A 12,088-nucleotide genomic window follows, 5' to 3' on the forward strand; every position below is an offset into this window, starting at 1 on the left:
CCCTCCTTTTGGGAACTTTTATTGAGGGTCTGCCATACTCCATAAGCTAAGAGAAGATAATTTGTTATATGTCTGCCGAATGCAGAACCATAAACAATATTGCCGCTGTACGGCCCCGAAGGACCGTACAGCAACAATGATTTTTAGTCAGCTCTTAATTATTTGGAATATAACTCGACGATAAGCACTTCATTAACAGGAACATCAATTTCGTCTCTGGTTGGTAACTCTTTAACGACACCCTTTAAGTTTTCAGCGTCAGCCTCTAACCATGCAGGTACCATTCTTCCGGCTGTTACCTCTAATATATCTTTATATCTCTGTGAAGTTTTGTACTTCTCTTTGATCTCGATTGTGTCACCAGCTTTTACGCGGTAAGACGGAATATTTACCGGCTTTCCGTTAACCAGTACATGCTTGTGATCTACGATCTGTCTTGTCTCTTTTCTCGTGCGGCCAAAGCCCATTCTGAATAATACATTATCAAGTCTGCACTCCAGAAGGATCATGAGGTTGGTACCAACCTGTCCGGACATTCTGGAAGCTTTAGCATAATAATTTCTAAAAGGTTTCTCTAACACACCATAGATGAATTTTGCTTTCTGTTTCTCTCTTAACTGGAGACCATACTCGCTCATCTTTCTATTGGTTCTCTTTAACTCTCTCTTGGATTTCTTGTCGATTCCTAAATAAATCGGATCCAGGTCAAGAGATCTACATCTTTTAAGTACAGGAACTCTATCTACTGCCACTTTACTTGCACCTCCTAATTAGACTCTTCTACGTTTTGGCGGACGGCATCCGTTATGCGGAACCGGAGTTACGTCCTTAATGCTGGTTACTTCAAGACCACATGCCTGAAGGGCACGGATTGCTGCTTCACGGCCTGATCCCGGACCTTTTACCATAACGTCTACTGACTTTAAGCCATGGATGAGAGCTGCCTTTGTAGCAGTTTCTGCAGCCATCTGAGCTGCATATGGAGTAGATTTCCTTGAACCTCTAAATCCCAGACCGCCAGCACTAGCCCATGACAATGCATTACCCTGAGCATCTGTTAAGGTAACGATTGTGTTATTAAAAGATGACTGGATGTGCGCCTGTCCGCGTTCAACGTTTTTCTTTACACGCTTTTTTGTCACTTTTTTACCAGTTGACACTTTTTTAGCCATTTTAAACTAACCTACTTTCTTCGATTATTGAATCCTGTTACTTCTCTAACCTGATTCACAACTTATTTGTTACCAATTATTATTTCTTCTTGTTCGCTACTGTCTTTCTCGGTCCCTTACGTGTTCTTGCGTTAGTCTTGGTCTTCTGACCACGAACAGGAAGGCTCTTTCTATGACGAATTCCTCTGTAGCATCCGATCTCCTGAAGTCTCTTGATGTTCATAGCGATTTCTCTACGTAAATCACCTTCAACAACCTGACTTTCAGTGATGACTGCTGCGATTCTCTTAACTTCGTCGTCAGTTAAATCCTTAACACGTGTGTCAGGATTAACGCCAGCCTCTGCAAGAATACGGCTTGCACTTGTTCTACCAATACCGTAGATGTAAGTTAAACCGATCTCGACGCGTTTTTCTCTTGGTAAATCAACACCTGAAATACGAGCCATGTGTGTAGTACACCTCCATTAGTTTTTTTCTTTGCTTCTTTGAGTTGAGTTAAATGTATTATGCCATTCCATGTAAACCCTGAATAGTTATGAACAACTTATCCTGGTGGTTCATATAGAAAGCCGTGCGAAAAAATCAGGCAGACAAATGCTTATCAGCCCTGTCTTTGTTTGTGCTTTGGATTTTCACAGATTACTCTGATACTGCCTTTTCTTTTAATGATCTTGCACTTTTCGCAAATTGGTTTAACCGATGATCTAACCTTCACAGTGATTCTCCTTTCCGTAATAGTCCGTCCTGGTTAAGGACTTACAATATTTTAATATTACCCATTGCAGTCCTTATATGCCGGACTTACAGGTACAGCAGGCGTCACTTTCCTTGCATAGCCCGGGTTCGGCTAAAAGGGCGGATCTCACCTGTTGCTTCAACAAAGTTCGCTAGAGCATTATAACACTTATTTTTATATAATGCAAGCATAATTTCCCTTAAAACAAAGGTTTCCCGCATATAGGTGCGGCGGGTCCCGGATTTGATACAGGCGGAAGCGGATTCAGGAAAATGTTCTCCTCCCGTCCCCGCTCCGGCGCCCGAAGGTCTCAGACCTAAACCTGAGCCTATTTATCTCTCCAGATAATTCTTCCCTTGGACAGGTCATATGGAGACATCTCCATCGTAACCTTATCGCCCGGCAGAATTCTGATATAATTCATACGAAGTTTTCCGCTGATAGTAGCTAAAACTACGTGTTTGTTCTCCAGCTCCACTTTGAACATCGCGTTCGGTAATTTTTCAACCACAACGCCTTCAATTTCAATTACATCTGCTTTTGACATAAACTTTTTACCTCCCTGGGGTTCCTGGTTGTTCCCGGTTTTCTTGTGGGTTTTCTAAATGATTCTCCCGTTACATTGAATGAAGCGTTTCACCTCTTCATCTCTGACGGTACCGCCGTTCACCAGCTTTTCACAAAGCTTTTCATCGCGGATACGGGATATCTGAACATGCTTCTTCTTTTTGCGCTTCGGATCTGCCACGGTGCGGAGTCTTCCATCCGCCAGGTAAACATATTCCGCATCTTCTTTGATTATGATAAATATGTTTCCTTTGTCATGACCGGCCAAAGACCGGACAAGACAGCCTGCTTCATATCCTGCCATCTTACCACCTCGAATCAGAGTATACACTGGTCGCTAAGTACTCATAGTATTGATAAAATCTCTGGTCCATCCTCGGTAATGAGAATGGTATTTTCATAATGAGCCGACAAAGAGCCGTCATCCGTCACTACAGTCCAGTCGTCATCCATCCAGACCACATCATAACTTCCCGCGTTGATCATTGGCTCCACAGCCAGCGTCATGCCGGGCTGCAGAAGAATGCCTTTTCTCCGCCTTGCGAAGTTGGGCACCTCCGGATCTTCATGTAAATGAGTGCCGATCCCGTGACCTACCAGGTCCCTGACTACCCCATAGCCGAAACTTTCGGCGTATTTCTGGATAGCCGCGGAAATATCATTTAGATGATTGCCAGGTTTGGCAAATTTAATCCCCTCAAAGAAACTTTGTCTGGTTACTTCTATGAGCTGCTTCGCTTCTGCGCTTATTTCACCGACTCCATGGGTCCTGGCCGCATCGGAATGATATCCTTTATAGATAACACCTGCATCCAGGCTTACAATGTCGCCTTCCTCTATATAGTGCTCCCTGTTCGGAATTCCGTGTACCACCTCATCATTGACCGACACACAGATAGACGCAGGATAGCCGTTATAATTCTTAAAGGAAGGAATACACCCATAGCTGCGTATGATTTCTTCACCCATATGGTCAATGTCCCATGTGGACATGCCGGGTTTCAGGTTTTTTGCAAGCTCTTCGTGAGTGACGGCAAGGATTCTTCCCGCCTCTCTCATCAGCTCAATCTCTCTGGGAGACTTAATCGTTACTGCCATATGTTATGCTCCTAAAATCTCAGTGATGCTCTGGAAAACTTCTTCCATTTCTTTGGTTCCGTCTACGGAATGCAGCACGCCTTTTTCCTTATAATAGTCAATCAGCGGCTGTGTCTGCTCGTGGTAAACTGACAGACGTTTCTGAACCGTCTCAGGTTTATCGTCATCCCTGAGAACCAGCTCTGCTCCACATACGTCGCAGATACCTGTCTTTGCAGGGGGAGCAAATGTTACATGGTAAGTTGCTCCACAGTTTAAGCATGCGCGGCGTCCTGACATTCTGCTCACGATGTTCTCATCGGGAACGTCCACGTCAATTGCATAGTCGATCGCCTCTCCCATGCCGGAAAGGGCTTTTGTCAGGCTCTCAGCCTGCGGAATTGTCCTTGGGAAGCCATCCAGAACATAACCATTCTCACAGTCGTCCTGGTGGATACGGTCAAGAAGCATTCCGATCGTAACTTCATCCGGTACCAAGAGTCCCTGATCCATGAACTGTTTCGCCTTCATGCCCAGCTCCGTACCTTCCTTAATATTAGATCTGAAGATATCTCCGGTAGAGATATGAGGGATCTGATATTTCTCTGCAATTCTTTTGGCCTGCGTGCCTTTGCCGGCCCCCGGTGCTCCTAACATAATAATCTTCATAGGCTTACCTCCCCGTTTAATGCGGCGACAGACGCTTTGCGATCCTCTTCACCGCCAACCAATGAAACGCTTCCTGCAAATACAACAGAATCGCCCCTATGCAGGATCAGCCCGGTTCCGGATCGGCCGGCTTCCAGGAGTTCCTGCTTAGAAAGCGAATTGTCTTAATCGTTTAAAAATCCTCTGTAATTACGAACAAGCATCTGTGACTCTACCGCCTTAATTGTCTCAAGGACAACGCCGACAATAATGATCAGGGATGTTCCGCCGAAGGACATATGCCCAACAGAGAAGATTCCGGATACCATAATCGGGATCAGGCAAACTACGATAAGACCGCAGGCGCCGATAAATACGATATAATTTAAAATGCTGTTCAGATAATCAGACGTTGGCTTACCTGGACGGATGCCCGGGATAAAGCCGCCGGATTTTTTCATGTTATTTGCAACTTCCAACGGATTGAATGTGATGGATGTGTAGAAATACGCGAACACCACGATCAAGCCGATATAAACTATCATACCAATTGAATATACAGGATATTCCGCATGGAACCATGAACCGGAGTTAAGCATTCTTAAAAGTTTTCCGCCAATGGTATTGTAATCCACCTGGAAAAACTCTGCGATAACAACCGGGAAAGACATCAGGGAGGAAGCAAAGATTACAGGAATAACGCCTGCGGTATTTACTTTCAGAGGAATATTGGAGGACTGGCCGCCCACCATCTTTCTGCCCTGCATCTTCTTGGAATACTGAACCGGAATTCTCCGCTCCGCATCCTGCAAAACAATAACGAACACTACCATGGCAAGGATAATCGCCAGGATAATGATCAGTGATACAGTTGCCACAGGCACATTCTTACCAACGAGGAATCTCTCATAAATGGTAATCATATCGCTGGGCAGTGTGGAAATGATATTGAACAGAAGGACGATGGAAATACCATTTCCAACTCCGTGCTCTGTAATTCTCTCACCAATCCACATGAGCATTGCACTACCTGCCGTCATCGTAGTGATGGCAACGATAACACTGACTGCATTGAAGTCAATCAGAAGACCTCTGCCGCCAAATCCTACGGACATGGCAATAGACTGCATAAGCGCAAGGCCTACAGTGAGGTAACGTGTATACTCTGCAATTTTCTTTCTTCCGTCCTCACCTTCACGCTGCATCTCTTCCAGTTTTGGAATCGCTATCGTGAGAAGCTGCATGATGATGGAAGATGTGATATATGGTGTGATGCTCAAGGCGAATACTGACATGTTCGTAAACGAACCGCCAGTAATCGTATTGAAAAATCCAAATGCATCGCTGGACTGTCTTGAAAACAGTTCATCGAAGAAATTCGTTTGTACTCCCGGGATCGGCAGTTGCGAACCGATACGGATCACAACCAGCATAAAGAAAGTGTAGAGGATTTTCTCTCTGATTTCCTTTATCTTAAAAGCGTTCTGGAGTGTTTTTAACATATTAGATCACCTCGCAGGTTCCGCCAACTGCTTCAATCTTGGCTTTTGCTCCTTCACTAACAGCATCTGCTTTCACAGTGAGTTTCTTGGTCAGCTCGCCGTTGCCAAGAATTTTAACGCCATCGCGTGGGTTTTTAACGATACCTGCTTCGATTAATGTTTCTACTGTAACAACTGAATCGTTGTCAAATCTCTCTAATTCGCTGACATTGATACCAATGATTGTCTTAGAGTTTCTATTCGTGAATCCTCTCTTCGGGATACGTCTGTATAAAGGCATCTGGCCGCCTTCAAATCCCGGTCTAGTTGCACCGGAACGAGCTTTCTGGCCCTTATGTCCTTTACCAGCAGTCTTACCATTACCTGAAGCGTGTCCACGGCCTCTTCTGAAGCTGTCGCTGTGTTTTGAACCTACAGCCGGCTGTAAATTAGATAAATCCATGACTGCACCTCCTACGTGGATTTTAGATTTCTTCAACTTTTACCAAGTGTCTTACACACTGAATCATGCCCCTGACTGCACCGTTATCCGGCATCTCAACTGTCTTGTGTAACTTCTTTAAGCCTAAAGCTTCAACAGTTGCTTTCTGCTTCGGAACGGCACCGATAGGAGATTTTACTAAAGTGATTTTTAATTTCTCTGCCATTTTAATACCCTCCTATTAGTTCAGAATCTCTTCTACAGATTTACCACGGAGTTTTGCAACCTCTTCAGGTGTCTTAATTGAACATAATCCCTCGATAGTAGCTAAAACAACGTTGGTCTTGTTGTTGGAGCCTAAGGATTTTGTACGGATGTTCTTGTATCCTGCAAGCTCCAGAACGGAACGTGCCGGACCTCCTGCGATAATACCTGTACCTTCAGGAGCCTTCTTCAGAAGTACGTTTGCACTTCCAAATTTGCCGATGAAGTCATGTGGGATACTGTTATTTTCATCAAACGGAATCGCTACAAGGTTTCTTGCTGCAGCTTCTTTTCCTTTACGGATAGCTTCCGGAACCTCAGCAGCTTTACCCATACCTGCACCAACGTGCCCGTTTTTGTCACCAACTACTACTAATGCGGAAAATCTCATTGTACGTCCGCCTTTAACAGTTTTGGACACACGTTTGATTGCCACTACCTTATCTTCTAACTCGAACTGGCTGGCATCAATTTTTGTACGTTTCATGTGTATGTTCTCCTTCCTACTAGAATTCCAGACCAGCTTCGCGAGCTGCATCTGCTAATGCCTGAACTTTACCGTGATATATGAATCCGCCTCTGTCAAAGACAACTTCTTTAATACCTTTTTCGATTGCTCTCTTTGCGATTACAGTACCAACGTAAGCTGCCGCATCTACGTTGTTTGTCTTCTCGAGCTCAGCTTTGATTGCCTTCTCTGCTGTTGAAGCTGCAACTAAAGTATTGCCAACTGTATCGTCAATAATCTGAGCATACATATGATTATTACTTCTAAACACTGCTAAACGCGGTCTCTGAGCTGTTCCAGAGTAACGATTACGTAATCTAGCATGTTTCTTTACGCGAACTTCGCTTCTTGACTGTTTGCTAACCATCTTTACACTCTCCTTAATTATTTCTTACCAGTCTTACCAACTTTACGTCTGATAACTTCATCAGCATATTTAATACCTTTGCCCTTGTACGGCTCAGGTCTTCTCTTGTCTCTGATTTCAGCAGCGTATTGGCCAACTTTTTCTTTACTGATTCCTTTTACAGTGATCTTGTTCTGACCTTCCAGAATTGTCTCAATTCCGTCCGGATCTTCCATCTCTACAGGATGGGAATAACCAAGGCTGAGAACCAGTTTCTTGCCCTGTTTAGCGGCTCTGTAACCAACGCCGTTAACTTCCAGAACTTTCTCATACCCTTCAGTAACACCATGAACCATGTTGCTGATTAAGGTTCTTGTCAGACCGTGTAAAGATTTCATTTTCTTTAAATCGCTGGGTCTTGTAACGATAATCTGACCATCTTCTTCTTTGATCGTCATTTCTACCGGTAACTCTCTCTCGAGTGTTCCCTTAGGACCTTTTACAGTCACTAAATTGTTTTCTGCGATTGTTACAGTAACTCCTGCCGGAATCGCGATTGGCATTCTTCCTATACGTGACATGCCGATTACCTCCTACTTAGATTCTCGGAGAAGCCGTCAGCGGCTTCTCTGTTTTCAGTTCTAATACTTATAGATTACCAAACGAAAGCCAGAACTTCTCCGCCTACGCCGAGTTCTCTTGCCTGTCTGTCTGTAATTACACCCTGGTTGGTAGAGATAATAGCCACACCTAAACCACCAAGTACTTTCGGCATATCTTCTTTGTTTGCATAAACGCGAAGACCTGGTTTGGAAATTCTCTTGATGCCGGAAATGATTTTCTCATTTTTGTCTTTACCGTATTTTAATTCCATACGGATTGTTTTGAAATTGCCATCTTCTACGATGTCATATTTTTTGATGTAGCCTTCTTTTACAAGGATATCAGCGATTGCTAATTTCATCTTGGATGACGGAACATCTACTGTATCATGTTTAGCAGTATTTGCGTTACGAATTCTCGTAAGCATATCTGCGATTGGATCGCTCATTGTCATTTTGAGTTTTGCCTCCTTAATAATTTCATCTGCCACTACGGTGAGTGGGGTTTCTCCCGCCACCACACGAGTAGGGTTTTTCCTTCCACTACATGTTCCCTCAACTAAGCTCGAAAGAACCTCGCTAAGTTTCGCGAACGGCCTCGCGCTAAGCTCAAAAAAACCTCGCTAAGCTGCTTTCGGTCACCAGCTTGCTTTTCTAACGCCCGGAATTTCGCCTTTGTAAGCTAATTCACGGAAGCAGATACGGCAGATGCCGTATTTTCTTAAGTATGCATGTGGACGGCCACAAATTCTGCAGCGGTTGTATTCTCTGGTGGAGAATTTTGCCGGACGCTGCTGTTTAATCTTCATTGAAGTCTTTGCCATTGATAAATCCTCCTATTATTTTGCAAATGGCATGTTGAACTGTGTTAACAGCTCACGTGCTTCTTCGTCTGTCTTTGCCGTTGTTACGAAGATGATATCCATACCTCTTACTTTGTCAACCTTATCATACTCAATTTCCGGGAAGATAAGCTGCTCTTTGATACCAAGTGCATAGTTTCCTCTGCCGTCGAATGCATTCGGGTTAACACCTCTAAAGTCACGAACTCGTGGAAGTGAAAGGTTGATTAAACGGTCAGCAAACTCATACATCTTCTCGCCGCGCAGAGTAACTTTACAGCCGATTGCCATACCTTCTCTGAGCTTGAAGTTAGCGACGGATTTCTTTGCCTTTGTCAGAACTGCCTTCTGTCCGGTGATGATTTCCATATCCCTTACAGCAGAGTCCAGAACTTTAGCATTTTCTTTTGCTTCTCCAACGCCCATGTTAACAACGATTTTGTCTAACTTCGGCACTTCCATGACATTTTTATATCCGAACTTTTTAATCATAGCGTCTACGATTTCGTTCTTATAAATTTCTTTTAATCTAGCCAACTTAAATGTTCCTCCTCTCTGTATTAGTCAATCACTTTTCCAGTTGCTTTTGCAACACGGACTTTTTTGCCATCTTTTACTTCGAAACCTACTCTTGTTGCTTTTCCATCAACTACGAGCATTACGTTGGAATAGTCGATAGGACCTTCCTGATGGATGATACCGCCCTGCTGGTTCGCTGCGGATGGTTTGGAATGCTTTGTAACCATGTTGCATCCTTCAACCAGAACGGTGTTCTTCTTTAAGTTTACGGAGAGAACTTTTCCCGTTTTATCTTTGTCTTTACCTGCAATAATTTTTACCAGGTCGTCTTTTTTAATTTTATGCACAGTCGACACCTCCTACAGTACTTCTGGAGCCAGGGAAACGATTTTCATAAACTGTTTCTCTCTTAACTCTCTGGCTACTGGCCCAAAGATACGTGTTCCTCTCGGGTTCTTGTCATCTTTGATAATTACTGCTGCGTTCTCATCGAATTTGATATAAGAACCGTCTTTACGACGTGCGCCCTTTACAGTACGTACGACAACGGCTTTCACAACGTCACCTTTTTTTACAACACCGCCTGGTGTTGCATCTTTAACGCTGGCAACGATAACATCACCAATATTAGCATATCTTCTTGTAGATCCGCCCATAACACGGATACAGAGTAATTCTTTAGCACCGGTATTGTCGGCAACCCTTAATCTGGTTTCCTGCTGAATCATGCCCAATACTCCTTTCTGATATTAAAATTATCTTGCTTTCTCGATAATCTCAACAAGTCTCCATCTTTTGTCCTTGGAGATAGGTCTTGTTTCCATTACTTTTACAGTATCACCGATTCCGCACTCATTGTTCTCATCGTGTGCTTTTAATTTGTATGTCTTTTTAACGATCTTACCGATTAAAGGATGTTTTACGTGGTTTTCGATAGCAACTACAATAGTTTTATCCATCTTGTTGCTTACTACTTTACCCGTACGTGTTTTTCTAAGATTTCTTTCCACGGTAGATATCTCCTTTCCCATTCTAGGAATCTATATTATCCAGTTAAATTTGCCGTAATCTGCCCTGCATGTTCACTCAGCTAAGCTCGTAAAATACCTCGCTAAGTTTTGTGAACGGCCTCGCACTAGACTCGGAACCACCTCGTCAAGTTGCTTTCGGTCTATGCGTTTGCCTTCTCTGTAATAACAGTCTGGATTCTGGCGATGTTCTTGCGAACTTCTTTGATTCTGCTCGTGTTATCTAACTGATTTGTTGCGTTCTGGAATCTCAAGTTGAACAGTTCCTTTTTAGCAGCTACTAATTCTTCACTTAATTCTGCAGCCGATTTGGCTTTTAAGTCTTCTACGTACTTATTAATTTTCACTGTTATCACCGCCTTCTAAATCTGCTTTAGAAGCAATTTTGCACTTGCAAGGAAGTTTATGCATTGCAAGACGAAGTGCTTCTCTGGCTGTCTCCTCTGGTACACCCGCGATTTCAAATAATACGCGGCCTGGTTTAACAACTGCTACCCAGTATTCAAGTGCGCCCTTACCAGAACCCATACGAGTCTCTGCAGGTTTTGCTGTAACTGGCTTATCCGGGAAAATTTTAATCCATACTTTACCACCACGTTTGATGTAACGGGTCATGGCAACACGGGCTGCCTCTATCTGATTGGATCTGATCCAGCATGGCTCTGTGGAAACCAGACCATACTCTCCGTAGCAAATAACATTGCCTCTTGTAGCTTTACCGGCCATAGAACCACGGAACTGTTTACGACGCTTTACTCTTTTAGGCATTAACATTATTTATCTCTCCCTTCCTTATTTCCTTTAGCAGGAAGAACTTCGCCTTTGTAGATCCAAACCTTAACGCCTGTCTTGCCGTAGGTTGTTTCTGCCTCAGCGAAACCATAGTCAATATCTGCTCTCAATGTCTGAAGCGGGATTGTACCCTCGCTGTAGAACTCTGTACGGGCCATATCTGCACCGCCAAGACGTCCGGAAACAGATGCTTTGATGCCCTTAGCTCCTGCCTTCATGGATCTGCCCATTGCAGACTTCATGGCACGACGGAAGGAAACACGGTTCTCTAACTGCTGAGCAATGTTCTCAGCTACTAACTGAGCATCTCTGTCAGCTCTCTTAACTTCTTTGATGTCAACAAAGACTCTCTTGTCTGTTAACTTCTGAATCTGTGCTTTTGTCTTCTCAATCTCAGAGCCGCCCTTGCCGATTACAACGCCAGGTTTAGCTGTGTAGATGATGACTTTAACTTTATCAGATGCACGCTCGATTTCGATTTTGGAAATGCCAGCGCTGTATAATTTCTTTTTCAGATATGTTCTGATCTTGTGATCTTCAACAAGGTTATCAGCAAAATCAGCTTCAGCATACCATTTTGAGTCCCAGTCTTTAATTACACCGACTCTTAAGCCGTGTGGATTAACTTTCTGTCCCATATTTGCCTCCTTTTATCTCTCATCAAGCACGATCGTGATGTGGCTCATTCTCTTTTCGATTCTGTAAGCCCTGCCCTGTGCTCTCGGTTTAACTCTCTTCATTGTCGGTCCCTTGTTTGCGAAGCACTCAGCTACGTAAAGGTTTTCCGGGTTCATCTGGTTGTTATTCTCAGCATTGGCAATTGCTGATTCGAGTAATTTTTTTATTAAAGTAGAAGCATATCTGGGATTGTAAGTTACAATACCGAGTGCAGTCTGCACATCTTTGCCTCTAATGGCATCTAATACGAAACATGCTTTCTGAACAGATACTCTGGCATAAGACAGCTTAGCTGATGGTCTTGTATCCTTCTGCGCATTTCTCTCTCTCTTAATTTGGGATCTATGTCCTTTAGCCATTGGTGAAACCTCCTTTCAAAAGCGT

General features: G+C 43.6%; 24 protein-coding genes. All 24 read right to left on the minus strand.

Features of this window, described 5'->3' with window-relative positions; translation table 11 throughout:
• Nucleotides 1-158: 158 nt before the first annotated feature.
• Nucleotides 159-752 carry a 30S ribosomal protein S4 gene (gene rpsD / locus V3C10_21455; protein ID WVP61843.1) on the minus strand — a complete coding sequence of 198 codons (594 nt, stop codon included), beginning with the start codon at nt 750-752 and terminating at the stop codon, nt 159-161.
• A gap of 18 nt (nt 753-770) precedes the next feature.
• Complete coding sequence (gene rpsK, locus V3C10_21460; GenBank protein WVP61844.1) at nt 771-1,172, minus strand: 30S ribosomal protein S11; 402 nt, start codon at nt 1,170-1,172, stop codon at nt 771-773.
• Nucleotides 1,173-1,251: 79 nt separating this feature from the next.
• Complete coding sequence (rpsM, locus tag V3C10_21465) at nt 1,252-1,620, minus strand: 30S ribosomal protein S13 (GenBank protein WVP61845.1); 369 nt, start codon at nt 1,618-1,620, stop codon at nt 1,252-1,254.
• A gap of 155 nt (nt 1,621-1,775) precedes the next feature.
• Nucleotides 1,776-1,889, minus strand: a complete 114-nt coding sequence (rpmJ, locus tag V3C10_21470) for a 50S ribosomal protein L36 (GenBank protein ID WVP61846.1) — start codon at nt 1,887-1,889, stop codon at nt 1,776-1,778.
• A 349-nt stretch (nt 1,890-2,238) separates the two neighbouring features.
• Nucleotides 2,239-2,457 carry a translation initiation factor IF-1 gene (gene infA, locus V3C10_21475; protein ID WVP61847.1) on the minus strand — a complete coding sequence of 73 codons (219 nt, stop codon included), beginning with the start codon at nt 2,455-2,457 and terminating at the stop codon, nt 2,239-2,241.
• A gap of 54 nt (nt 2,458-2,511) precedes the next feature.
• Nucleotides 2,512-2,781, minus strand: a complete 270-nt coding sequence (locus V3C10_21480; protein ID WVP61848.1) for a KOW domain-containing RNA-binding protein — start codon at nt 2,779-2,781, stop codon at nt 2,512-2,514.
• 41 nt (nt 2,782-2,822) lie between these two features.
• Nucleotides 2,823-3,575 carry a type I methionyl aminopeptidase gene (gene map, locus V3C10_21485; protein ID WVP61849.1) on the minus strand — a complete coding sequence of 251 codons (753 nt, stop codon included), beginning with the start codon at nt 3,573-3,575 and terminating at the stop codon, nt 2,823-2,825.
• Nucleotides 3,576-3,578: 3 nt separating this feature from the next.
• On the minus strand, nt 3,579-4,223 hold the full coding sequence (locus V3C10_21490) for an adenylate kinase (GenBank protein ID WVP61850.1): 645 nt from the start codon (nt 4,221-4,223) through the stop codon (nt 3,579-3,581).
• A gap of 164 nt (nt 4,224-4,387) precedes the next feature.
• Entirely contained in the window at nt 4,388-5,704 is a 1,317-nt protein-coding gene (gene secY / locus V3C10_21495; GenBank protein WVP61851.1) for a preprotein translocase subunit SecY, read from the minus strand.
• 1 nt (nt 5,705) lies between these two features.
• Nucleotides 5,706-6,146: a 50S ribosomal protein L15 gene (rplO, locus tag V3C10_21500; GenBank protein WVP61852.1), complete on the minus strand. Its 441-nt coding sequence runs from the start codon at nt 6,144-6,146 to the stop codon at nt 5,706-5,708.
• Between the two features lie 22 nt (nt 6,147-6,168).
• Nucleotides 6,169-6,351: a 50S ribosomal protein L30 gene (rpmD, locus tag V3C10_21505; GenBank protein WVP61853.1), complete on the minus strand. Its 183-nt coding sequence runs from the start codon at nt 6,349-6,351 to the stop codon at nt 6,169-6,171.
• A gap of 15 nt (nt 6,352-6,366) precedes the next feature.
• Nucleotides 6,367-6,876 carry a 30S ribosomal protein S5 gene (gene rpsE / locus V3C10_21510; protein WVP61854.1) on the minus strand — a complete coding sequence of 170 codons (510 nt, stop codon included), beginning with the start codon at nt 6,874-6,876 and terminating at the stop codon, nt 6,367-6,369.
• 19 nt (nt 6,877-6,895) lie between these two features.
• On the minus strand, nt 6,896-7,264 hold the full coding sequence (gene rplR, locus V3C10_21515) for a 50S ribosomal protein L18 (GenBank protein WVP61855.1): 369 nt from the start codon (nt 7,262-7,264) through the stop codon (nt 6,896-6,898).
• Nucleotides 7,265-7,281: 17 nt separating this feature from the next.
• Nucleotides 7,282-7,824: a 50S ribosomal protein L6 gene (rplF, locus tag V3C10_21520; protein WVP61856.1), complete on the minus strand. Its 543-nt coding sequence runs from the start codon at nt 7,822-7,824 to the stop codon at nt 7,282-7,284.
• Between the two features lie 74 nt (nt 7,825-7,898).
• Nucleotides 7,899-8,300: a 30S ribosomal protein S8 gene (gene rpsH, locus V3C10_21525; GenBank protein WVP61857.1), complete on the minus strand. Its 402-nt coding sequence runs from the start codon at nt 8,298-8,300 to the stop codon at nt 7,899-7,901.
• A 183-nt stretch (nt 8,301-8,483) separates the two neighbouring features.
• On the minus strand, nt 8,484-8,669 hold the full coding sequence (locus V3C10_21530) for a type Z 30S ribosomal protein S14 (protein ID WVP61858.1): 186 nt from the start codon (nt 8,667-8,669) through the stop codon (nt 8,484-8,486).
• A gap of 15 nt (nt 8,670-8,684) precedes the next feature.
• On the minus strand, nt 8,685-9,224 hold the full coding sequence (rplE, locus tag V3C10_21535; protein WVP61859.1) for a 50S ribosomal protein L5: 540 nt from the start codon (nt 9,222-9,224) through the stop codon (nt 8,685-8,687).
• A 23-nt stretch (nt 9,225-9,247) separates the two neighbouring features.
• Nucleotides 9,248-9,553, minus strand: a complete 306-nt coding sequence (rplX, locus tag V3C10_21540) for a 50S ribosomal protein L24 (protein ID WVP61860.1) — start codon at nt 9,551-9,553, stop codon at nt 9,248-9,250.
• A 12-nt stretch (nt 9,554-9,565) separates the two neighbouring features.
• A complete protein-coding gene (gene rplN / locus V3C10_21545) occupies nt 9,566-9,934 on the minus strand; it encodes a 50S ribosomal protein L14 (GenBank protein ID WVP61861.1) in 369 nt (122 codons plus the stop codon).
• Nucleotides 9,935-9,961: 27 nt separating this feature from the next.
• Nucleotides 9,962-10,216: a 30S ribosomal protein S17 gene (gene rpsQ, locus V3C10_21550; GenBank protein WVP61862.1), complete on the minus strand. Its 255-nt coding sequence runs from the start codon at nt 10,214-10,216 to the stop codon at nt 9,962-9,964.
• 161 nt (nt 10,217-10,377) lie between these two features.
• Complete coding sequence (gene rpmC, locus V3C10_21555) at nt 10,378-10,581, minus strand: 50S ribosomal protein L29 (protein ID WVP61863.1); 204 nt, start codon at nt 10,579-10,581, stop codon at nt 10,378-10,380.
• Nucleotides 10,571-11,008 (minus strand): 50S ribosomal protein L16, encoded by a 438-nt coding sequence (gene rplP, locus V3C10_21560; protein ID WVP61864.1) that lies wholly within the window; start codon nt 11,006-11,008, stop codon nt 10,571-10,573. Before rplP ends, rpmC begins: the two co-directional genes overlap by 11 nt.
• A complete protein-coding gene (gene rpsC / locus V3C10_21565) occupies nt 11,008-11,664 on the minus strand; it encodes a 30S ribosomal protein S3 (protein WVP61865.1) in 657 nt (218 codons plus the stop codon). The genes rplP and rpsC overlap by 1 nt, the downstream gene beginning before the upstream one ends.
• A gap of 12 nt (nt 11,665-11,676) precedes the next feature.
• The gene (rplV, locus tag V3C10_21570) at nt 11,677-12,063 is read right to left on the minus strand and encodes a 50S ribosomal protein L22 (GenBank protein WVP61866.1); all 387 of its coding nucleotides are present in this window, start codon (nt 12,061-12,063) and stop codon (nt 11,677-11,679) included.
• Between the last annotated feature and the right edge of the window lie 25 nt (nt 12,064-12,088).

The organism is [Clostridium] symbiosum (assembly GCA_036419695.1).
Taxonomy (GTDB): domain Bacteria; phylum Bacillota; class Clostridia; order Lachnospirales; family Lachnospiraceae; genus Otoolea; species Otoolea symbiosa_A.